The organism is Nocardia arizonensis (assembly GCF_001310275.1).
Lineage (GTDB): Bacteria > Actinomycetota > Actinomycetes > Mycobacteriales > Mycobacteriaceae > Nocardia > Nocardia arizonensis.
The window spans coordinates 1-23337 of sequence record NZ_LGYZ01000092.1; the positions used below are offsets into that span (position 1 = coordinate 1).

At 67.9% G+C, this 23337-nt stretch carries 16 protein-coding genes; 7 read left to right on the forward strand and 9 right to left on the reverse strand.

Annotation, left to right across the window (positions count from 1 at the left end; genetic code table 11):
• Nucleotides 1–2063 precede the first annotated feature (2063 nt).
• From APZ21_RS22070 to APZ21_RS22080, 3 genes are all read left to right on the forward strand, one after another.
• A complete protein-coding gene (locus tag APZ21_RS22070) occupies nt 2064–3011 on the forward strand; it encodes a ParA family protein (RefSeq protein WP_371852327.1) in 948 nt (315 codons plus the stop codon).
• A gap of 53 nt (nt 3012–3064) precedes the next feature.
• On the forward strand, nt 3065–4090 hold the full coding sequence (locus tag APZ21_RS22075; protein WP_054815212.1) for a ParB/RepB/Spo0J family partition protein: 1026 nt from the start codon (nt 3065–3067) through the stop codon (nt 4088–4090).
• A 216-nt stretch (nt 4091–4306) separates the two neighbouring features.
• On the forward strand, nt 4307–5023 hold the full coding sequence (locus APZ21_RS22080) for a hypothetical protein (RefSeq protein WP_054815213.1): 717 nt from the start codon (nt 4307–4309) through the stop codon (nt 5021–5023).
• Nucleotides 5024–5089: 66 nt separating this feature from the next.
• Here the strand turns inward: APZ21_RS22080 and APZ21_RS22085 are convergent, their stop codons facing one another.
• The 8 genes from APZ21_RS22085 to APZ21_RS22120 all read right to left on the reverse strand — a co-directional run bounded on the left by APZ21_RS22085 (nt 5090) and on the right by APZ21_RS22120 (nt 17552).
• A complete protein-coding gene (locus APZ21_RS22085) occupies nt 5090–6286 on the reverse strand; it encodes an N-acetylmuramoyl-L-alanine amidase (RefSeq protein ID WP_054815214.1) in 1197 nt (398 codons plus the stop codon).
• A 275-nt stretch (nt 6287–6561) separates the two neighbouring features.
• Nucleotides 6562–6894 carry a thioredoxin gene (gene trxA, locus APZ21_RS22090; protein ID WP_054815215.1) on the reverse strand — a complete coding sequence of 111 codons (333 nt, stop codon included), beginning with the start codon at nt 6892–6894 and terminating at the stop codon, nt 6562–6564.
• A gap of 47 nt (nt 6895–6941) precedes the next feature.
• Nucleotides 6942–7922 carry a thioredoxin-disulfide reductase gene (gene trxB / locus APZ21_RS22095; protein WP_054815216.1) on the reverse strand — a complete coding sequence of 327 codons (981 nt, stop codon included), beginning with the start codon at nt 7920–7922 and terminating at the stop codon, nt 6942–6944.
• A 138-nt stretch (nt 7923–8060) separates the two neighbouring features.
• Complete coding sequence (locus tag APZ21_RS22100; protein ID WP_054815217.1) at nt 8061–8825, reverse strand: hypothetical protein; 765 nt, start codon at nt 8823–8825, stop codon at nt 8061–8063.
• A gap of 123 nt (nt 8826–8948) precedes the next feature.
• The gene (sigM, locus tag APZ21_RS22105) at nt 8949–9509 is read right to left on the reverse strand and encodes an RNA polymerase sigma factor SigM (protein ID WP_054815348.1); all 561 of its coding nucleotides are present in this window, start codon (nt 9507–9509) and stop codon (nt 8949–8951) included.
• Between the two features lie 307 nt (nt 9510–9816).
• On the reverse strand, nt 9817–13995 hold the full coding sequence (locus tag APZ21_RS22110; protein WP_239476758.1) for a murein biosynthesis integral membrane protein MurJ: 4179 nt from the start codon (nt 13993–13995) through the stop codon (nt 9817–9819).
• A gap of 459 nt (nt 13996–14454) precedes the next feature.
• A complete protein-coding gene (locus APZ21_RS22115; protein WP_054815218.1) occupies nt 14455–17019 on the reverse strand; it encodes a DUF6049 family protein in 2565 nt (854 codons plus the stop codon).
• On the reverse strand, nt 17016–17552 hold the full coding sequence (locus APZ21_RS22120; protein WP_063125140.1) for an NUDIX hydrolase: 537 nt from the start codon (nt 17550–17552) through the stop codon (nt 17016–17018). The genes APZ21_RS22115 and APZ21_RS22120 overlap by 4 nt, the downstream gene beginning before the upstream one ends.
• A gap of 81 nt (nt 17553–17633) precedes the next feature.
• Here APZ21_RS22120 and APZ21_RS22125 point away from each other — a divergent pair, with 81 nt between their 5' ends.
• From APZ21_RS22125 to APZ21_RS22140, 4 genes are all read left to right on the forward strand, one after another.
• Nucleotides 17634–19097, forward strand: coding sequence for a CCA tRNA nucleotidyltransferase (locus APZ21_RS22125; protein ID WP_054815220.1), 1464 nt, complete (start codon nt 17634–17636; stop codon nt 19095–19097).
• Nucleotides 19098–19248: 151 nt separating this feature from the next.
• The gene (locus APZ21_RS22130; protein ID WP_054815221.1) at nt 19249–20001 is read left to right on the forward strand and encodes a LamB/YcsF family protein; all 753 of its coding nucleotides are present in this window, start codon (nt 19249–19251) and stop codon (nt 19999–20001) included.
• Between the two features lie 16 nt (nt 20002–20017).
• Nucleotides 20018–20668, forward strand: coding sequence for a 5-oxoprolinase subunit B family protein (locus tag APZ21_RS22135; RefSeq protein ID WP_054815222.1), 651 nt, complete (start codon nt 20018–20020; stop codon nt 20666–20668).
• Entirely contained in the window at nt 20665–21522 is an 858-nt protein-coding gene (locus APZ21_RS22140; protein ID WP_054815223.1) for a 5-oxoprolinase subunit C family protein, read from the forward strand. Before APZ21_RS22135 ends, APZ21_RS22140 begins: the two co-directional genes overlap by 4 nt.
• A 10-nt stretch (nt 21523–21532) precedes the next feature.
• Here APZ21_RS22140 and APZ21_RS22145 read toward each other — a convergent pair whose 3' ends face one another.
• Nucleotides 21533–23164: a DUF4185 domain-containing protein gene (locus APZ21_RS22145; RefSeq protein ID WP_054815224.1), complete on the reverse strand. Its 1632-nt coding sequence runs from the start codon at nt 23162–23164 to the stop codon at nt 21533–21535.
• Nucleotides 23165–23337 lie beyond the last annotated feature (173 nt).

Sequence of the window (23337 nt, forward strand, 5' to 3'; positions counted from 1 at the left end):
AACTTGCTGCATCGTAGGCAAGCCCCGACAGGATGTCCCACGCTCCAATGATCGGCCAACCGTCCTGCGGCGTGTTCGCCTGGGCACCCGGCCGATCTACCGGACCGCTGGATCAGGCTGCTCGACGGCCGTTCCACCGGATGGCTGGCCGAGACCACTCGCCCCGCTGGTCAGGACGCCGCCAGGGACTGTTCGACGGGACTGTACGACAGGGCGCTGCCCGGGCCCGCCTGGCTGGGCCCGCCTGGCTGGCCGCCAGTCGAGACCGCTTGCGAGACGCTGCCCGGGACCGCTGGCTGGGGCCGCTGCTCGAGACCGTTGGGCGAGACTGTTGGCCGAGACCGCTAGCTAAGACCGCTGGTGAGGACCGTAGGCGAGATGCTGCCCGGGACCGTCGGCCGAGACCGTCGGCGAGACGCTGCACGGGACCACCGGCTGGGACCACCGGCTGGGACCACCGGCTGGGGCCACCGGCTGGGGCCACCGGCTGGGGCCACCGGCTGGGACCACCGGCTGGGACCACCGGCTGGGACCACCGGCTGGGACCGCTGGTGAGGACCGTAGGTGAGGACCGTAGGTGAGGACCGTAGGCGAGATGCTGCCCGGGACCGCCGGCTGGGGTCGCCAGCTGCGGCCGCCGGTTGGGACCACCGGCTGGGACCGTTGGCCAAGACCGCTGGTGAGGACCGTAGGCGAGACCCTGTCAGGGGCCGTCGGGCGGGGGCCGTCGGCTGAGACCGTCGGCGAGACGCTGCCGGGGGCCGTCGGGTGGGGCCGTCGATTATGGCCGTCGGGTGGGGCCGGATCGCTCGACCTGACGGTCGACCGGAAGTTGCTTCGCATCGACGTTCCACGTGAATCAAGGGATGGATCGCGGATGCGGTTGGCGCTCGTCGACGAATTGAGTTGGTGGACGTGTCGGGCTGAGGTGTTCGTAGCGGAGGTGGACCGGCTGAACTCCATTGCGCCGTCTGTCACCGGATTGAGGCGTCTTGATGGCATCTGTCGCTGGCGATCAACTGCCGCTGGCGGTGGGGTGTGATGTCGCCGCAGCGTGAACCGTGGCCGTGCCAAAGAACGCATTCGGAGATCGCTGCCACGTTGGCCTATGGCTCTAGCAGAATCGCTCGCTGACTTGTACGGCACCAGAGCTGGATCTACGCCGGTCGCTTCCTGTCGTGTTCCACGTGAAACTTGATGCACGATGGCGCAGTGCGGAGGGGCCTCGCGCGTCCTCGCTGATCGAGGAACCTGAACCGACTCTGGTACGTCAGCGACGATGTTCGAACTTGGCTGCGGCGTGGCGGCTATTGGATGGCAGGCATTCGTCTCCGTGCAGTGGGCTTAACGACAGAAGGAGCGAGCCAGTCGGACTTGCCGTATTCGTTGACGCACCTGTACCGATGCGGTCGGCGGCAGCAGCGGCGCGGGGGATGGTTCCAGGCGTCGGCTTGGAGGGGATGGTGATCTATATGGGCGTCCCCAACGATGTTTCACGTGAATCAGTGACGGCTACGCGAATCGGCTAGTCGGCGGCTCTGCGATGCTCCCCTGTCAGGCGTCGTCGGATGGCAGTGTTTCAGGGGTATGTGTCGATACCCGGGCGAATTACGTCACAGTGATGAAAAAATGTGGATGGGATGCGCTTTGATCGGTTCGGCAGAGTGCGGCAGGGATGGGGATGGGAGTGATGGAAACCGTCTTTTGAGTCTGTGTTTCATGTGAAACATGGGTGGTGGGCGTGTATTCGGTGCAACATTTGGCGTGTCCTTTGCGCCGCACCGCGATTCAGCTTTCTAATCGCGCTCGGTGCTGGCAAGCTAGTGAGCGTCGGGCGTGTGCGTAGGTGCCACGGAGGATGTGGGTTGGTCACGGCGGCGCGGGTTCCGCTCGGTCGGTCGGCTCCGAGGTCCCCGATCGAACATCGTGTTTGATCCGACACAGCTGTTGAAGACACGGCGTCGTTGAGCGGCCGCACGTGGTCTTGGTTCTCGCGTTAGGAGCAGTCAATGTCGAGCGGTCCGGCGAATGTTTCACGGGAAACTATGTCGCGCGTACCGGGGATGCTGGACGCCAGCAATCTCGATACGGAGGCATTCGGCACTACACCGTTCGGGCACATCTCTCCGAGTGAGACCCCGATCGCGGCCGAAGCTCATCGCGCCAGCCAGATATTGCATCCAGGAAAGGCGACAGTGCCGAAACCTCACGAGCAGCGCATCATCACCATTGCGAACCAAAAGGGTGGCGTCGGCAAGACGACGACCGCGGTGAATCTGGCGGCCGCCCTGGCGCATCAAGGGATGACGGTGCTCGTGATCGATCTCGATCCGCAGGGCAACGCCAGCACCGCCCTCGGCATCGATCACCACTCCGGCATCCCTTCCAGCTACGAGTTGCTCATCGGCGAGGTCTCGGTCAAGGAAGCTATTCAGCAGAGCCCGCACAGTGAGCGCCTGCTCTGCATTCCGGCCACCATCGACCTGGCCGGCGCGGAAATCGAGTTGGTGTCGATGGTGGCCCGCGAGGGGCGCCTCAAGGCCGCCATCCAGGAGGCCAATATCGCCGGCTATGACATCGACTACGTAATGATCGACTGCCCGCCCTCGCTGGGGCTGCTGACGGTCAATGCGATGGTCGCGGCCAAGGAGGTACTGATCCCGATCCAGTGCGAGTACTACGCGCTGGAGGGTGTGGGTCAGCTGCTCCGCAATATCGGTCTGGTGCAGGCGCACCTCAATCCGGAGCTGCATGTCTCGACGGTGATCCTCACGATGTACGACGGTCGGACCAAACTCGCGGATCAGGTCGCCGAGGAGGTCCGCGGCCACTTCGGCGATGTCGTCCTGCGCTCGGTGATCCCCCGCAGTGTGAAGGTCAGTGAGGCTCCGGGGTACGGAATGACGGTCCTCGATTATGATCCAGGCTCCCGGGGTGCGATGAGCTACCTGGATGCCGGCCGGGAGATGGCTCAGCGGGCGATGGTCCAGCAGGCCGCCGACGGCGCGTAGTACCCATCCGGTTGTGGTAACAGGTGGCGGATAGAGAAGGGATCGGTAGGCCGATGAGTCAGGCGAAGAAGGGCGGACTGGGGCGCGGTCTGGCGGCGTTGATCCCGACGGGACCCGCGACCAACCAGGGGCTCGGCAGCGCGGCGGCGAATGCCGTGATCGGGCTGGATCCCATTGGTCCGCAACCGGCTTCGGCCTATCTGCATCGGGTTCCCGATCCGGTCGAGGGCACGGATGCCGAGGGCGGGCTGGCCGAGGGCGGCGCGGTCTACCGCGAGATCCCCCCGGACCAGATCGAGCCGAATCCGAAGCAGCCGCGTCAGGTTTTCGAGGAGGAGGCGCTGGCGGAGCTGGTGCACTCCATCCGCGAATTCGGTTTGATGCAGCCGATCGTGGTGCGCCGTCTGGAACCCGGTGTGGATCGCTATCAGTTGGTCATGGGCGAGCGCCGGTGGCGGGCTTGCCAGGAGGCCGGACTCGAGGCCATTCCCGCGATTGTCCGGGAGACGGCCGACGGCTCCATGCTGCGGGACGCGCTGCTGGAGAATATCCACCGGGTGCAGTTGAACCCGTTGGAGGAGGCGGCGGCCTATCAGCAGTTGCTGGAGGAGTTCGACGTCACCCATGAGGAGCTGGCCACGAGGATCGGCCGATCGCGTCCGGTGGTCACGAATATGATCCGGCTGCTCAAGCTGCCGATTCCGGTGCAGCGCCGGGTCGCGGCGGGGGTGTTGTCCGCTGGACACGCGCGCGCACTGCTCGGCCTGGAGGCGGGCGCAGATGCGCAGGAGGTGTTGGCCGCACGGATCGTCGCCGAGGGATTGTCGGTCCGTGCGACCGAAGAGGCGGTAACCCTTGCGAACCGCGATCCTGATGCCGCCGCTCCCCCGGCGCCGCGTCGCAAGCCCATCCATATGCCCGGATTGCAGGATGTCGCCGAGCGGCTGTCGGAGTCCTTCGATACGAAGGTGACGGTCAGCCTCGGCAAGCGGAAGGGCAAGATCGTCGTCGAGTTCGGCTCGGTGGAGGATCTGGAACGCATTGTCGGTTTGATGGAGCAGCAGAAGCTCGGCATGTGACCGAAATCCCCCGTGCGCCCGAGATGCCCAGAGTGTGGCACCGAAACGTCACTGTGACGGCGTTGTGAATCGCGCCCGGGTAGCGGATGACGGCTCTTGACCAATAGCAAAGCGACGTGGAATGAGGCAGGTTTCGTTGATCGCTTATTCTTGCTGGCGAGAACACAGTGATGCGACGTGATCGAAGAATCGGATAGCTGGAGGCTGAGCAGAGCGGTGTCGACCAGCGTCACAGCACTTACCCTCGGCGGACTGGATCAGCTCCCGGCGCACGCGCGGCGCTGTGTCTTCTGGGAAATCGACCCGGCCGTCGCCGAGGATTCCCGGGCGTTCAGCGATCCGGTGTTCGAGAAGGAAGCATGGCTGTCGACCGTCATGCTCCAGTGGGGATCCTGCGGTCAGGTGGCGACCGTGGACGGCAATGTCGCCGGATGTGCGCTGTATTCGCCACCCAGTTCGGTCCCCCGCGCGGCATTGTTCCCTACCTCCCCCGTGAGTCCGGACGCGGTGCTGTTGACCACGCTGCGGTCCGAATACCCGTATCGGGATGATGACGTGGCCTACCGCCTCATCCAGGCCGTCGTGGCCGACCTGGTGCGCCGCGGGGTGCGCGCACTGGAGGCGTTCGGCATCCGCACCGATCCGCCCGCCAAGGCCATGTCCGATCGAACGGCCGGTTCCATGCGCCTCATGGAACGGATCGGCGCGCCCACGCGCGAAGCGCGTTCCGCCGGATGCGCGCCCGAGACCTGCATGATCGAGGCCGACTTTCTCGAGGATGTCGGATTCGAAGTCGTCGCGGCGCACCACCGCTTCCCCCGGCTGCGATTGGAGCTGAACTCCGATCACGGGTGGAAGGAAGACGTCGAACGCGCCCTGGATCAGCTGTTGGCGGCGGCCGCGCTCACCGCACCGACCCGTATCGGCGTCTGATCCCCAGAAAATCGATGCGCCCCTGTCGACACTTGGTCGGCAGGGGCGCACCCTATTCGAGAGGTCTCAGATGCGGTCGGCCGCCGCGAGTTCTTCGGCGAGCAGCTCCGCGAAGGTGTAGGTGCCGGTGGGTTGATCGTCCTGGCCGAGCAGGTAGAGCCGTTTGACCGAGATCAGGATGGCTTCGGCGATGACATCGCGCATCCGCGGGTTGGTGAGTACGGAGGCGTCGTAGTCGTTGGTCAGGTAGCCGATATCGACCTGGACCGTCGGCATCTTGGTCAGCCGCAGCAGATCCCACGTCCGCGAATGGGTGCGGCAGTCCTGCAACGAGGTTCGTGCGACCACCTCGCGCTGGATGAAGCCCGCGAGCACTTGGCCGATCATCGACACCGACCCGTGTGAATTGCCGAAGTGGAAACCCGCCACGCCATTGGCTAGCGGACTCGGATTGGTCGCGCAGCGCAACGAGATCATGAGGTCGGCGTCGAATGCGTTGGAGGTCTCCGCGCGCTCGGCATCGGTGGGATTGGCGCCCCAGGGCCGTGACAGGAAGGTCTCCATACCGGTGGCGGCCATGCGGCCCTCCAGCCGGCTCGCGAGATCCCACAGGATCTCCGACTCGTACACATCGCCGTATTCGGTGGGCACCGCGAACCCCTTGTCGGGACCGCCGAGACCTGGATCGATGACGATCCGCTTGCCCGTGAGCTGCGGCCCGGCCCGGTGTACGACCTCTTCCTCGGCGATCCGATGCGGATTGCCGCCGGTGACCCGCGCGCCGAGTAGTTCCAGCGACCGCAGGGTGTCAGGACCGCAGATGCCGTCGGCGGCCAGCCCGATCTCGCGCTGGAAGGCGGTGAGGCCCTCGTGGGTGTGCGGGCCGAAGTAGCCGTCCACTCGGTGGACGTAGAAGCCGAGATCCTGCAAACGGCGTTGCAGGGTGGCCACATCGTCGCCGTAGAGAGGCGCGGAGAGTTGGTAGATCAGCGTCCGTGCGCCGAGGCGATACGACGCCTCCTTCAGTGCCCGGTAGGTCGCCGGGCCGACCACACCGTCGACGAGAAGGCCGCGATGTTGCTGGAACGCGCGGACTGCCGAATCCAGATGGTGGTCGAAGGAGGCTTCGGTGTCTTTCCAGTACTCGCGCGCGTCGGCCTGATCACCGCTGACCGCGTGCGCGTGGAGGAACCCGAGACTTGCCAGGGTGCTCCGAACCTCTGCGACGGCTGGACCGGAATCGCCGTGACGAAGTCGGTGCATGCGTGAGAGCCTTCCCTTCCGTCAACCGGGGTACCCACTCATGCGTTGGGATACACCTGCACACGACCGGAGCTGTGTTCGAACTGCGCCGTCGTGGTGGCCTGCGTGGTACGCAGGCCACCACCTCCGGCCCGTCGTTCACGGCGCGTGGTCGATTCTCTCAGACCTGCCCCGGATTCCGACAATTAACCGGGGTGCAGGCATCGTACGGCGCGTCGTGGAAGCGACGGTGTTCTTTGGAGACTCGATTTCACAACGACATTCGCGTCGTCGTGTCAGATGACATCCTCGAGTTCGCGTAACAGGGCGGCTTTGCCCTTCGCTCCGACGATCTGTTTCACCGGCTTTCCGCCGGAAAACAGCATCATAGTGGGCAGCGAGAGGATCTTGTAATCGCGGGCGGTGTCCGGGTTGGCGTCGACGTCCACCTTGGCTACCGTCAGCTTGTCCGCGTGCGTGCCCGCGATCTCCTCGAGCACCGGAGCGACCATCTTGCAGGGACCGCACCAGTCGGCCCAGAAGTCGACGAGTACCGGCTTCTCGCTCATCAGCACTTCGTCGGCGAAGGTCGCGTCGGTCACGGTGACCGTGTTGGCGCTGTCGGACATGTATATCTCCTTGCGGTGGTAGAGCTTTCGCGACGAACGATCGCCGCTCAGACCTGGGCGACGGGCGCTCCGGCGTGGTCGAGGGTGTTGCTGGTGATATCGCCCTGTTCGGCGAGCCAGCGTTCGGCGTCGATCGCGGCGCGGCAGCCGGTGCCCGCGGCGGTGATGGCCTGACGATAGGTGTGGTCGACCAGGTCGCCCGCGGCGAAGACGCCGGGCACCCGGGTGGCGGTGGAGGGGTGCAGCACCTGGACATAGCCCTCGTCGTCCAGTTCGACCTGGTCGGCGACCAGTTCGCTGCGCGGATCGTGGCCGATGGCGACGAACAGGCCGGTCGCGTCCAGTTCCGATTCCTCGCCGGTGCGGGTGTCGCGCAGGGTGAGACTGGTCACGCTGCTCTCGCCGTTCACCTTGACGACCTCGGTATTGAGTACGAACTCGATCTTCTCGTTGGACTTGGCGCGTTCCAGCATGATGCGCGACGCGCGGAATTCCTCGCGGCGGTGCACGATGGTGACCTTCGAGGCGAACTTGGTGAGGAAGGTCGCCTCCTCCATGGCCGAGTCGCCGCCGCCGACGACGACGATGTTCTGGTTCTTGAAGAAGAAGCCGTCACAGGTGGCGCAGGCGCTTACGCCGCGGCCGAGCAGCTCCTGCTCCCCCGGTACACCCAGATAGCGCGCCGCCGAGCCCATCGCGAGGATGACCGCGTAGGCCCGGTGCGTCTCGCCGCCGACGGTGACCGTCTTCACGGGGCCGCTCAGGTCGATCACGTCGACGTCCTCGGTGCGGATGTCGGTGCCGAATCGCTTGGCCTGCTCGCGCATTTCCTCCATGAGGTCGGGACCCATGATGCCGTCGCGGAAGCCGGGGAAGTTCTCGACCTCGGTGGTGGTCATCAGCGCGCCGCCGAATTGGGTGCCCTCGAACAGCAGCGGCTGGAGTTCGGCGCGGGCGGCGTAGACGGCCGCCGTATAACCGGCGGGTCCGGAGCCGACGATGATGAGGTCGCGAACTGGCGTGCTCATGAGACCCTTCCGAGGACGAGAGCTGGGGAACATGGGGGACAACAACAGCGTAAACGGCCTTGTTCCCCCGGCGGACCGCACCGGTGGGTCCGGCGACGTGGATCACTTTCGGGCCGACCGGTGGGGTGGGCGGGCACTTCAGCCGATATCGGTGACGTTGCGCACCTGCGGATCGCCCGTGGTGCATCCGGGGCCGACCACGAGCGCGGTGATCTTGGGCGGATTGGGACCCGACAGCAGGACCAACACCGCGTTCTTGCCCTGATAGGTCATATCGGTCGACCCGAGAATGGCCCGTTGCAGACCGGCGGCCTCGACGCAGCGGGTGAGCGCGGCCCGGTTGCCCAGGGGTCCGCTGACATCGTTGCGGCCGAGTGCGGCCAGGGCGGCCGTCGCGGTCAACTCGTCGCCCGCCTGACCCGCGCTGGACGGGGGCTGCGCTGTCGGAGCGACGGCCTCGTCGTCACGAGACAGGGTGACGGCCACGCCCACGCTTCCCACCACCGCCACGGCCGCGGCGGCCGCCGCGAGCCATCGCCGTGTACCCCGGTGTTCTCGCAGGTCTACCGGGGCGGGAGTGGCCACATCGGACGGGGCGGAGCCGTTATGCGAAGGGAAGGGCAGGATGTCGTCGGAGGGTCGCAGGGGTTCCAGTTCGTCCAGGAACCGTTCCATGCGTGCGGCCACGTCGCCCGGCATGGCGTGCAGGATCAGCTCCTCACGACCCAGCGCGCGTACCCGGTCGCTCACATCGTCGAGCGCGCACAGATACCGGTGGGCCTCGGCGTCCCCGCGGGCCGCCGACCACAGCCGATCGCTCAGTTCGGGCTCGACGTTTCCGGCGTGCAGATCGGCCAGCAACTCCGTCGAGAACGGAGGCTGCGGTACGGACCGGATCGCCATCGCACCTCCATTGTTCTCATCCGCTGTCGTCGCTCGGGATCGGCGCCGCGAGTGCACCCCGCCCAAGGGTGCCACGGCTTTTACATCGTTCGGTGGCTCGTCACTATTAATGACGCACCTCGACTACTTCCGGTTCCCGGGATCGCGCAGAAATTCCAGGCGGTCCTGTAGTCGCTGCCTGGCCCGGGCGCACCGGCTCTTGATGGTCCCCTCGGCCACCCCCAGCATCGCCGCGGCATCCGCCACGCTGTAGCCCTCGAGGTCGATGGCGACCAGCGCGGTGCGCTGGTCGGGCGGCAGCGCGAACAGGGCGCGGTCGACCACGAGCGACATCTCCAACTCGGCGAATTCGTCGCGGTCGTCGGCGGGTTCGGGCATGGTCTCCGGCGACAGCGAGACCGCCCGCCGGGTCTTGTTGCGCCGGATGCGGTCCAGGCAGGCGTTGACGACGATGGCGTGCAGCCAACTGCGCACCTCGGCCTCGGCGCGGAACGACGCGGCTGTGCGATGCGCCGACAGCAATGCGTCCTGAAGGGAATCGGCGGCGTCCTCTCGGGTATAGGAGGTACGCAGCGCCGTCTGCCACAGATGGTCGTTGTGCCTGCGCAACAACTCGGCGAAGGCGTGGCGCTGACCGCCGACATGGGCACGCAACAACTCGATATCACTGAGTTCGTCGGGTATGAACGAGCGTGCCCGGTGGGTGACCGGCCGCGTCTTCCCCCCGCGGGAATCCTCGTTCAATTCGGACGACAAGCCAAACCCCTCGGACAGCGCTCACACAGTAAACGGCCCTGGCCGGACCGTCACCCAATATTTCGCAGCATCCGGGATCGCGACCCCAGATCCCGGGAAGCTCCCCTGCTGTGAGAGCGCGATGGCATCATATCGAGGGCTGGAATCCGCAGCAACCTGCTCGGATGGGCGCGGGAGCGACACGCGCGAGCGCAAGGTCGGGGAATGCGGACGGAAGAGGGTGCGGCGCTGTCTTTTACGACGCGGCGTCGAAGCGGATGTCGGCGATGGCCGACTGGAACTGGTTGCCCGAGTTGCCGAGTCCGGTGATCCAGACCAGGACATAGCGGGCGGAAGCGTCGGCGCGAACAGGGATTTCGGTGGTGCCTTCGGTGAGTTTGGCCGAACCGATCAGCTGGGTCTGGTCCAGAGTCGGCGAATCGGTCGGGGACGTGCGAATCTCGACGGCGGTCCCCGGACTCGGCGACGTGATCGCGACACTGCTCAGCTTCGCCGGACTCGGCAGCGTCGCCAGCAGCCCGATCCCCTTCTTGAGGGCCGGGAACTGCTGGAAGTACTGATCGGTGCGCCACACGGTGTTGGCGTCGTGGTCGAGCACCGCCTGCACATTGTTCGCGCCGTCGGGGGTGCCCTCCGGCGAGAACACCGAAACACCGGTCACCGGAACGGGAATGCCGCCGGTGGGGGCGCCGGTGGACACCACGCCGGGCGCGGACGCGGGAGTGCTCTCGGTGGTCAGGCCGATGATGCGCTGTTCGTCCAGCGGCGCGTCCGATGCGCCCGGCGCGAATACGCTGACCATCCACCAGATCACGATGCCGACCACCAGCGCGGCCAGAATGCCGAGGCCGACCATGATCCACATCATCCGCTGGGACCGTTCACGTTCGGCGGCCAGTAATTCCGGGTCGGCCAGCGACTCGTCGATGGAGTTCGCGGCCTGCTGGCGCTGTCCCAGCCGCAGCACCGGAATGAAATCGGTCTTCTGGTCGACCACCGATGCCTGCTCGAGCACGTGCTGCACGGTGGCGGCGGTGCGCACGCCCTTGTTCGACTCCAGCGACCGCACCGCCACCGCGGAGATCTCGAAGGGCACCTCGGGGCGGATCTGGCGCGGTTCCACCGGTGTGCCGTCGGCGCCGAAATCGGCCAGGTGCAGCCCGCCGACCGTGGCGGCGGTGCCGGACACGCCGCCGGAGCGGATGGGCCAGCGGGCGGTGATGAGGGCGTAGAGCATCGCGCCGAGTCCGCGCACGTCGGACTGGGCGTCCGAATCCGAGAGCGTGCCAGGGAAGGCAAGGACCGCGTCGCCGGAGGCGCTGATCCTGATGCGGTCGGGGTGGTCGATCGAGAGCGAACCGCCGCCGCGGTGGGTCAGTTCGGCGGCCGAGGCGAGCGCGCGGATCGCGCGTGCGGCGCCGATCGGGGACGGCACCATCTCGGCCATCTCGCGCAGCGAGCGACCCGGGGTCCATTCGGCCACAACGATGCCACCCGAACTGCCGCGTACCACGTCGAGTACGCGGGCCAGACCCGGGGAGTTGATGCGGCCGAGCCGCAGCGTCCGCGACAGGATCGCCTGCGGACCGTCCTGACCGGAGTTCTCGGTGGCCTTCTGATCGGCGTCGACGAAGGTGAGCGCGACCTCGCGATCGAGTTTGATGTCCAGCGCCTGCCAGAAGTGGAGGCCGCGCGAACCGCCGTGACCGGCGAGCAGACGGTAGCGGCCACCCGCCACCGACGCGCCCGGGATCAGTTTGGGCCCGCGCGGCACCCGTCTAACGGTGGTATCCGGCGGCGGGGCCATCTGCGGCGGCGGGATCGGGATCATGCCGGTGTCGTACATCGGATCTCGTGGTGCGGGACCTTGACCCTCGTGCGGTCGATTCTCGTGCGAGCCCTGGTCGGGCGCGGCCGGGCCTGCTTCGGCCGACCGATCCGCGCTGTCAGGGCTCGGCGGCTGCCGGTATGCGGCGTGCGGAACATCGGTCGAGAGGCCGCCTGCCGCGGTCGCAGAAGAATCGGCGGCTGGGACGCCGCCCACCGCCGCGTCGTCGCTCACCCTTGGTCCTCCTTCGCCCTGATGATTCGATGTTCCGGCGAATTCGCCACTTGTGCTTCTCTGCCGAACAGGGTACGGGAACTCGCCCTTGCCGGCGCTGTCAACGGCTTCGGCTCTGATCACGGGCAACACCATGGTCTGGGTGTCCATATACGGGTCGAAGGACGGGTATCCGTACAGGTCCGGCCTACGCAGAACCTGCGTCGCGTAAACGTCCTCGGCCGGCGTCTCGAGCTCCAGATCCGGTGCGGGCGGAGTGAATCCGAGACGGCGCGACACGGCCACCGTGAGGGCGACGACCTCGGGCACGCCCGCCAGGCGCATGAGACCGAAGGCCACGCTGAACATCACGATCGCGGAGATGACGACGCGGATCAGCGACCCCGCGCCGCCGCCGAGCCGGTCGAGGCCGAGTACCGCGTTCACGATGAGCATCACCGCCCCGCCCGCCAAACAGGCCAGGACGACCCTGGTCACGGTGCGGCCGACATTGGCCATGCGCAGGTCGCCGAGGCTGCGGTGCAACAGGAATCCGCCGATGACCGCGCCCGCGGTGAAACCGAGTCCGGTGGCCACACCGAGGAGGATCACGACTTGATCACTATTGTTCGCCAGTACCGGAGCCAGCGCCGAGAACAGCACCTTGACCGCGGTGATGCCGAGGATGATCCACGTCGGCGTCCACGCCTGTTCCCTGGCGTAGAACACGCGCAGATGGATCAGGACCAGGGCGTACGGGATCAGTGCGAAGGCCGACCAGCTGACCGCCATGCCGAGCCGATGGGCGTCGCCGGCGAAGCGCGCGTAGCCGAACAGCGCCTGACCGACCTGCGGTCCGGCCAGGGTAAGGAAGGTGACCACCGGGACAAGGGCGATCATGGTCAACCGCGTGGCGACCGAGAGGTCGTCGACCACCGCGGGCGTGTCGTCGGCGGCGGCATTGCGGCTCAGCCGCGGCATGATCGCGGTGAGCAGCGTGACGCCGAGTACGCCATAGGGCAACTGCAACAGCAGCCAGGCGTTCTGGTAGATCGCCGGACCCGCCTCGTCCGCGGTCGAGGAGATGTGGTTGGCGAAGATCGCGCCCGCCTGGCTGATGAAGACGTAGAGCATGATCGCCGCGCCCATGCGGCCGAACTGCTTGAGGCGGGCGTCGATGCCCCACAGCGGGCGCAGGTCGATGCCGTGACGGCGGATGGCGGGCAGCAGGCTGATCGCCTGGGTGACCACGCCGAGAGTGATGCCGCCGCCGAGGACAAGCAGTTTCGGATCGCTCATGCGCACCGGGTCGAGAGTGATCTCACCCGGGGTGAACGCGTAGAGCGCGAGCACGACCAAGACCACGACATTGTTCAGCACCGGCGCCCAGGCGCCCGGTTTGAACGCCTGTCTGGTATTCAGGATCGCCGTGAGCAGCGCCGACATGCCGTAGAAGATGATCGCGGGCAGCAGCAGGTAGGTCAGCGCGGTGGTCAGAGTCGTGTCGACCTTGCCGTCGGCGGACACGAAGATGTGGGTCGCCAGTATCGGCGCGGCGGCCATGGCGAGCAGGGTCGAAATCAGCAGCACCGTGAACGCGGCGGTGACCAGTCGGCGCACGAAGGCCGCGCCGCCGTCCTCGTCCTCCTGTTCGGCGCGGACCAGGGTGGGCACCACGATCGCGGTCAGCACCGCGCCGAGCACGAGCTCGGCGATCATGTTCGGGATCAGGCTGGCCGAGGTGTAGGCACTGGCGATGGCGGGGCCGAGCGCGGTGAGTAGCAGCAGCTGTTTGCCGAATCCGGTGATGCGGCTGATCAGGGTCGCGATGGCGATCGATCCCGAATCCCGCAGCAGTCGCGCGTTCGCGCTCTCCTTCGGCTCGGCCTCGACCGCGGGCTGTGCCGCCGTCTTCGGCGGTTTGACCGCGACGGGCGCGGCGGGGCGCGCCCGCTGGGCCTGCACGGGTTCGGCGCCCTCGACCGGTACGGGTCGCTGCCGCCGCGGCGCGGGATTCGGCTGCGGCGGCGGATAGTTGGGCGGCGGCGCGAAACGCGGCGGCTGCATGTTGTTGGGCGGCGCGGGACTGCGGTGCGCCGCGGGCGGTTGGCCGCCCGGACCCGGACGACCCTGACCCGGTTGGGCGGGTCCGGGCTGGGCCGGACGCGGACGACCCTGACCCGGCGGCGGGCCGGGCGGGTACTGCCGCTGACCGGGATGGGCGGGCCGCCCCGCACCCGGCGGTTGACCCGCACCCGGGTACTGGGCGGGACCGGGTCGCTGTCCCGGGCGCGGTCCGGGCTGCTGCCGGGGTATGGGTCCCGATTGCGCGGGCATGGGACCCGACTGCGGCATGGGACCCGACTGCGGCATGCCTCCTGACTGGTGTGGCATCGGACCCGAGGCGGGCGGCATACCGCGCCGGGGTGGCGGCGGCGGTACGCGACGACCCTGCGGCGGTGGGCCGGGACGGCTCACGCGCGGGGTGTTCGGCGGTGGGCCGCCCTGCGGATCGCGCGGCGTCACAGCGGGATCCTCCGGGGGTTGCGGCTGCGGGGCGCCCCGCTCCCAGGGTGCGGCGGGCGCCCGGCGGGCGGGTGGCCCGTCGGGTCGTTCATCAGGTCGGAACCGATGAGCGGACAAGTCATCGTCGCCCATCATGCCTCCTGTATCGCGCTGGACCTCTGCATCCGGCTCGCTCGCGGTCCGGCGTTTCGCTTGGCGCCACCGGTCGACCTTCCCCCATTGTGGGGCCATTCGGCCCGCGCCACATACATGACGTTGCCGAACATCTGTCCCGAACCGTATCGCTGTCCGGTTCCGGGTTCGTGTTCACCCCTCCCGCGACGCACGCATGGCCTTCCTCCGCGCGCGTCCATAGCGGATGACCCGCCGTTGGATGCCGGAATCGACGCCTTCGTCGGCCGGATCGGGTTTGCCGCGGAAACGTCGCCACAGTCGACGGCCCGCCAGCACCACCAGCAGCAGTGCCGCGCAGGCAGTGATGATCGCGAGCGCCTGACCGTAGGCGTTGGAACGCACCGAGACCACCGTGGAGTTGCCGAGCGCGACACCCTCCGGGGTGGTCATCGAGATCGGGATCACCAGATTCCGGCTGTCGCTAACCTCGGTCGGGATCTGGAAGGAGCGGATGCCGTTGGGCGGTAGTAGCTGCTCGCCGATATCGGTGATCTTCGTCTCGGCGGGCGCCCCGATCAGGAAGCGGACCCGGATCGCGACCGGCAGATCATTGCGGGCGACCAGAAGCAGTGGACTCTGTTCCGAGGCAAGGGTGTAGACGCCGCCGGGCGGCAGCACCGTCACCGAGTTGAAGAGCCGGTCCAGGGTCGCCGTGGTCTGGTCGAGGCGGCGCTGCGCGGCGGTGTCGGGCTGGGCGCTGTTGCCGGACCGGCGGTCCGACAGCGACAGCACTCGGATCAGATCGTCGTGGAAGGGCGAAAGGTACTGCCGTGGCGTCGGTTCGGATTCGGGCACCTCGACCAGGGCGTGACCGAGTTCGCCGATGCGGGTCCCCTGATCGCGCACGGGCAGGACGAACCGACCGGACACCGCGTCCTCGGCGGTGCGGGACAGATAGTTCAGTTCGTAGGGCTCGCCGTCGGGCTGTTCGTTCAGCAGGTCGGTGAACGGCCGCGGGGTCGCCAGATTGCCGCGCATCATGAGATCGATCTGGCGCAGCAGCGCACCGGCCTCGTCGCGGTTGGCCCCCCACTGCTGGGGCGGCATCAACAGTTGTGCCCGGGGACGCGCCGAACCGGAGTCGAGCGCGGTCCATGAGATCGCGCCGAGGGCGTCCTGCAATCGCGCGGTACGGGAATCGTTGGTCACTTCGTAGCGGACCCGCGACGGGGTGAACGAGGGGGTCGGCGGATTGGAACCGACCGCGGCCAGCGCGGTGGCCGACCACAGGTCGAACGTGGCGACGTGCAGCGCCGGGTCGGTGGCGGACGTTGTCGACGCGCCGTTCTGCGGCGTGGATTCCGGTGCGGGGCCCGCCTGCGGCGCGGTGGGATCGGTGCGCGCCTGCGGCGCGGTGATATCCGGGATGCGGATCATCGGCGGCGCGGGGGTCTCGGTGGCCGACGGCGCGCTGGACATACCGAAGCCGGTGCCGGAGCTGACCTGGGTCGAGTCGGAATCGTGCGGCGCGCCCGCCGGGACCGCGGCCGAATCGACGAGCACCGCGGTGTGGAAACCCTGCGCGCGCAGCAGGGTGCCCGCGCTCGCGTCGATGCTGCCCGCGTCGGGCAGGCTCACGCCGCGCACCGACCTCGTCGACAGGATCGAGTCGACGATATCGGCGGGTGCGGTCAATGCCCGCGCCGATATCGTCGGATCGTTCACCGCCGCCAGCGCCGGAATGTCGACCTGCGCGAACGGCAGCGCCACCGTGCACAGCGACCCCGCGACCGCGCGCAGCCGATCCAGCCACGCCTGTGCCGCGTTCGCGCCGGAACCCGCCCTGGTCGGCCCGCCCGGATCGGAGGGACTTGCCAGCACCCGGTAACCGTTGGTCATGGCCTGTGCGGTGAGCAGCAGATCCGGGTCGACGGCGATACACAGCGCCGAGGCGAGGCCCTTCTCCTTCGCCCCGCCGGTGGGCGTGAGCGCGGTCTCGAGCGCGCCGAGTAGTTGGTCGAGTCGGCCACCCTTGGAGAGTGCGGCCGCGAGGTCGTCGTCGGTGAGTTCGGCCTTGCCGTTCACCGATCCGGGTACGCCCGCGATGAGCCGCGGCCGGTCCGCGAGCGGCCAGATCATCGTCGTGGCGACCGGGGTGTCGACGGCCGCCCGCACCGCGTCGCCGCCCCGGGTCGCGGGGGGCAGTCCGAGCACCGGCAGCAGGAATCGGGCGTCGTCGAGTCTGGCCTGGGTGCCGTATGCAGGTTCGCCGTTGACATTGAGCAGCAGCGGATAGACGCCGGGCCCGCTGATATCCAGCGACGGTGCGCCGGTGCCGTCGGGACGCAGCGGGATGGTCAGTGAGAACTGTTTGCGCTGACCCGGGGTGAGGCGTTCGGCGACATCCTCGAACGGTCCGGTCAGGTCGTAGTTCACCTGATCCAGGCGCAGGGCGTAGCGCAGGTCGGCGGGATCGGTGACCGCGGCCGCGCGCTGGATGCGGATGCTCACGTCATCGACCACGCGGTCGCCGATATTGGTGACCGTGCCCGCAACCGTCAGCTGTGCGTCGCTGGTGGTGGTGACCGCGGACGGGTTCACCGAATCCAGCGACAGCTTCAGGAACTTCGGTGTGGACGGATTGCTCGACCCGCTCGGCTGTGCCGTCGCGGCGCCATCGAGCACTCCGGGCGCCATCGTCACCGAGCCGAGCAGGATCAGGACCGCCACGGTGATCCGGAACAGTCCACGCGTCATCGCTTGCCGGTCTCCATCCGGTCGATCAGCCGATTCGCCATCTCGGCCAGCCGGCGTTCGTCGGCGTACGCCAAGCGGGAATCCAATTCACTCAACGGAACCCACGCGACCTGCGTGACCTCGACATCGGCGTCGGACAGCTCACCGCCGACCGAACGCAATAGGTAATGATGCACGGTCTTGTGTACCCGGCGCCCCTCGGTCACGAACCAGTAATCGATACTGCCAAGTTCGGCCACGACGATGCCGTTGATGCCGGTTTCCTCGGCCACTTCCCGTATCGCCGTCTGCTCCGGTGTCTCGCCCTCTTCTATATGCCCCTTCGGCAGCGACCACAGCAATCGCCCCCGCCGGTCGGTACGGCCGATGAGTGCGGCGCTGCGCTGTCCGCCCGGACCGTCGAGTCCGTCGACGACCAAGCCGCCCGCGGAGGTTTCGCGCACGGTGCGCATGCGCGGTTTCGCCGCGTTTGCCGCCGAACCGCGGCGCCGGGGCTGGCGGCGTCGACTGTTCGCGCGATCGGCCGGAGACACCTAGCAATCCTACTGTGCTGGCCTCACGCTGCTTCGGCGCGCCGTGTCCGCGGTTGTGTGCGCTCGGTAAGCTGCCTTTTCGTGGTTTCGCCCAAGTCCAAGGATGATGCAGCGTCGGATCGACGTACCCGATTGCTGGCGGCGGCCGCGATCACGCTGGGGGGACTGTCGGATGTACTGACCCCGCTCGGGGAGTTGTTCGCGGGCCGTGGATACGAGTTGTACCTGGTCGGTGGCAGTGTGCGTGACGCGGTACTCGGCCGGCTCGGCACCGATCTGGATTTCACCACCGACGCGCGCCCCGAGGCGGTGGTGGAGATGATGCGCGGCTGGGCCGATCACGTGTGGGATACCGGCGGCCTGGCCTTCGGCACGGTCAGCGCCTCGAAGGTCGATCAGCAACTCGAGCTCACCACCTTCCGCAGCGAGAGCTACGACCGCGTGTCACGCCATCCCGAGGTGACCTTCGGCGACACCCTCGAAGGCGACCTGGTGCGCCGCGATTTCACCGTCAACGCGATGGCGGTGCGCATCGGCGCGGACGGCGCGCTGGAATTCATCGATCCGCTCGGCGGTATGGACGCGCTGCTCGAGGGTGTGCTCGACACGCCCGCCGCGCCGGAGGATTCCTTCGGCGACGATCCGCTGCGGATGTTGCGCGCGGCGCGGTTCGTCTCCCAGCTCGGTTTCGAGCTCGCACCGCGGGTGCGCTCGGCCATCGTGGCGATGGCGCCGCAGATCGACAGGATCACCGCCGAGCGGGTCCGCACCGAACTCGACAAGTTGATCGGCGGCGCGCATCCCATCGACGGCATCGACGTGATGTGCGAGACCGGATTGGCGCAGCGGGTACTGCCCGAGGTGCCCGCCATGAAACTCGAGATCGATGAACACCATCAGCACAAGGACGTGTACTGGCATTCGCTGACCGTGCTGCGGCAGGCCATCGACCTCGAGGACGGCGACCCCGACCTGGTGCTGCGCTGGGCCGCGCTGCTGCACGATATCGGCAAGCCCGACACCAAGCGCAACGAGCCGGGCGGCGGCGTGAGCTTCCACCACCACGAGGTGGTCGGGGCGAAGATGGTGCGCAGGCGGATGCGCGCGCTGAAATATCCGAAGCAGTTCACCGAGGACGTGGCGCGGCTGGTGTTCCTGCATCTGCGTTTCCACGGCTACGGCAAGGGGCAGTGGACGGATTCGGCGGTGCGTCGGTATGTCACCGATGCCGACGACTTGCTGCCGCGGCTGCACAAACTGGTCCGCGCGGACTGCACGACTCGCAACAAGCGCCGCGCCGCGGCCCTGCGCGCCACCTACGACGAGCTGGAACAGCGCATCGAGCAGCTGCGCGAACAGGAGGATCTGGCTCGGGTGCGGCCCGATCTCGACGGCAACGCCATCATGGAGTTGCTCGGACTCGCGCCGGGGCCCGAGGTCGGCAAGGCATGGAACTATCTGAAGGAATTGCGGCTCGATCGCGGCCCGATGACGAGGGAAGAAGCCGAGGCGGCGCTCATGGAGTGGTGGAAGGCCAGGTCCTGAGCGGTTCGGAAGCTGATCAGCGCCGTCGCGGTGACGAGCGCGGACCGGATCCGGATCAGGTCGAAACCGGTGCCGACCATTCCCGCCGCCGTGGTCGTGGACATGGCACAGTGGATAGATGTTCTGACTCACAGATCGCACGGAGGCGCGGATGCCGCTGGATCTGAACAGCGATCTCGGCGAGGGGTTCGGCGCGTGGACCATGGGCGACGACGACGCCATGCTCGACATCGTCACCAGCGCCAATATCGCCTGTGGCTTCCACGCGGGCGATCCGTCGATCATGCGACGGGTGTGCGCGGTGGCGGTGGCGAAGGGTGTTCGTATCGGCGCCCATATCGGCTATCGCGATCCGGCCGGATTCGGCAGGCGGGCGATCGCGATGGACCCGGCCGACCTGCGCGATGAGGTGCTGTACCAGGTCGGCGGACTCGATGCATTCGCGCGCGCCGCGGGTGATCGGGTTCGGTACGTGAAACCGCATGGCGCGCTGTACCATTCGGCCGCGCAGGACCGCCGCTTCGCCGACGCCGTTGTGTCGGCGATGGCCGAATTCGATCCTCGGCTGATTCTGCTCGGACCCGCGGGCAGCCGGTTGGAGGAGGCCGCGGCCGAAGTCGGAGCCCGCTTCATCGGCGAGGGTTTCGCCGATCGCGCCTATACCCACGCGGGCACACTGGCCGCGCGCGGGGCCGAGGGCGCGGTATTGCGGACCGAGGAGGCGGTGGCGCAGGCGGTGTCGATCGCGCTGTCGGGTCGCGTGCGCACCGTGGAAGGCCGGGAGCTGTCGTTGGCGGCGCAGAGTATCTGCGTACACGGCGACACCCCCGCGGCGGTGGAGATGGCGCGGCGGATTCGGGTTTCGCTCGACGACGTCGGCGTTCCGGTCGAATCGTTCGCGTGATCGGCGGTGTGATTCGGTGACAGGCGCACGGGCGAGAGGCACGGGGGAACCGTCCATCCGCCGCGCGGGTGATCGGGCGCTGCTGATCACCGCGCCTGTCCCGGCCTTCCTCGCCGCCTTGCGCGAGCGCCGTCTCCCGGGAGTATCGGATGTATTGCCCGCGGCGGAAACGGTGTTGGTCACGCTTGATTCGGCGCGTGCGGCCGAATCGGTGCGCCGTGCGCTCGCGGACATCATGGCCGATATGGAGACCACCGCCGCTCTCGACCCGTGGTCCACCCCCGAGCCGCCGGTCGAGATCCCCGTGCACTACGACGGCGCCGATCTGCCCGAGGTCGCGCGATTGCTCGACATGGACACCGCGGCGGTGGTCGCCGCGCACACCGGAACGGTCTGGCGTTGCGGATTCGTGGGATTCGCACCGGGTTTCGGCTATCTGGAATCACCCGACGGACGCCTGAGCGTGCCCCGACGCGAGCAGTCGCGCACATCCATCCCGCCGGGCGCGGTCGCGTTGGCGGGCGGATATTCGGCGGTGTACCCGCGCGCGACCCCGGGCGGCTGGCAGCTCATCGGTCACACCGATTTGGCGATGTGGGATACCGATCGCGACCTGCCCGCGCTGATCAGGGCGGGCACCGCGGTCCGGTTCACGGTGGTGTCGTGATCCTGGTCGAGGCGGTCGGGCCGCTGGCGACCATTCAGGATCTGGGCCGCCCCGGCTGGTTCCACTCCGGTGTCGGTTCGGCGGGCGCGGCCGATCGGGGGTCCTGCGTGCTGGCCAATCGGCTGGTCGGCAATCCCGAGGGCGCGGCGGTGATCGAGGCATTGCTCGGCGGGATCGCGCTGCGGATGGTCGATCGGCACACGCTGGCGGTGACCGGTGCGCAGGCGCAGGTTACCGTGGACGGCACGCCCGTCGGCTCCGCGGCGGTGCTGGAACTCGAAGCGGGTCAGGTGCTGCGAGTGGGTCGGGCGCGAACGGGTTTGCGCAGCTACATAGCGGTGCGCGGCGGTATCGATGTGCCGCCGGTACTCGGCTCCCGCAGCCGTGACACCCTCGCGGGACTCGGCCCCGAACCCCTGCGCGCGGGCGATCTACTGCCGATCGGTCCCCCGCCGCCCACTCTTCCGATCGTGGATCTGGCGCCGGTCGCCCCGCCGCCGCGCGAACCGCTTGCGGTGCGCGCCATGCTCGGCCCGCGCGAGGACTGGTTCACCGACCCCGTGACCCTCTACCGGGGCGAATGGGTGGTGTCGACGGATACCGACCGTGTCGGGGCCCGTCTCGACCGCCGCGGCGGACCACCCTTGCGGCGTCGCATCACCGACGAATTGCCCACCGAGGGCATGGCATCGGGCTCGATCCAGGTGCCGCCGAGCGGACAGCCGGTGGTCCTGCTCGCCGACCATCCGATCACCGGCGGCTATCCGGTGATCGCCGTGGTCGCCGACATCGATATCGACGCGGTGGCGCAGGCCCGGCCGGGCACGCGAATTCGATTCGTCCGCGTGCGCTGACCGACGGAAGTCAGTGCTTCGCGTCGAGTTTCGCGTGCATGAGGTACACGTTGTAGGTGTCCCACGCCGACATCGTGAAGTACAGGTCGGTCGCGGTGGACCACGGGTGGATGAAGCCGCCGTACGCCTTCGGATAGTCCGCGGTACTGGCCACGGCGACGCTATCGCTCCAAATGCCCTGCGGCGTAGGCGATTCCCGCAGCACGATCGCGCCCTGCGCCGAGTCCAGGTACATCATCTGCCAGCGCTTCGACTTCGCCTCGTAGCGGACCGACAGCTCGCTCGCGACCCCCATGAACAGCGGCGTCGCCCGATTCTCGGCGGCGGGCGCCCAGGTCCCGTCGACCCAGTACTGGTAGGCGGACTTGTTCAAAACCTCGCTCTTGGGCACCCGCGCCAGCGCGGTCACGCCGACGCGGCCGTTGGGTGTGCCGAACATGTAGACGTAGTCGCCCTGCGGGACCATCGCGGCGACCTGGAACCGGCCGAGCCCGAAGATGTTGTCCCACTTGGCGTGCTGATCCTTGGTCCAGGTGCTGCCGCCGTCGTCGGAGTAGGCGATGCCGCCGTAGTTCGTCGACCACATGCCCGGGATGCGGCTCCAGTGGTTGACCGACATATAGCTCAGGTACTGGCGTTTGCCGATGGCGAAACCCGAGGTCGGGATGACCGTGGTCTCCCAGTTCTTGATCTTGCGGCTGGCCAGGAACTCGGCGGCGTGGCAGCGGCTGTCCTGGACCACGGTGTCGATGGTCAGGCCGTCGGAGAGGTCGGTGTCACCGCTGTACGCGAGCACATTGCTGCGCCAGTCGGGGCCGCCCGCACCGCCGGTCTGCCAGCCCTGGCCGAAGGTGTCGCCGAAGACGACCGCGACCTTGCCCGGTTCGGTCTCCCACATGAGTCCGAGGTCGGTGCCGTCGATCTGCCAGCGCATATCGGTGCGATTGTGCGATCCCGGGCCGGTCACCTGACCCACGAGTTCGGTCGATTCGAGTCGCGGCAGCGACAGCGGTTCCGCCACGGGTCCGGGTTCAGCGGGGTGAACGACCTGCGGAGGCGCGGGCTGCGGCTCCTCGCCGCCCTCTCCCGGCACCGGAATGGGGATGGGTTCGATCTCCGGGCGGATGGTGATGCGCGGCAACGAGAACTTCGCCGATCCGGTGGCGGACCCGGTTGTCGACCCTGAATCCGATCCCGAACTCGACCCGGTGCCCGACCCGGAACCGGAACCCGACCCGGAACCGGAACCCGACCCGGAATTCGTCTCCGGCGTCCCAGGCTCGGGCTCGGGTTGCTGGGTGTTCCGCACATCCGGGCACGGATTGCGGCACGGGTCCGACGGCAAGGGTTCGGCCACGATCCGCGTGTTGTCCTGCGGCGGGTCCGGTACCGGCACCGGTGTGATCTCGGGCCAGGGCACCGGAATGTCGATCTGCGGCGGAATACGGATCGGCGGCGGCGCGGGCGCGTTGGGATCCGGCTCCCGCAGTCGCGGATCGAATCCGACCTCACCGCAGGCGTTCACCGGCGGCGGCGCCCACGGCGCGGGCACCGCGCGCGCGACAGGTCCGGGCAAACTCAGGGCGCCGAGCAGCGCGACTCCGACGAGGGCGGAAGATTCGAGCCTCCGCGGCAGACCCATTACCTGTTGACTCCCTGTCGATTCCGACCACGCCGGAGATCAACATACCCCATATGCGCAGCACACCCCGGTAAACGACGCCAGACCCCGAACCCCGCTCGGCAGATCAAACCGAGCAACTCCCCAATCCGCCCGCTCCCCCGGCTCACGTCGATAGAAGTCATCCCCTCGAT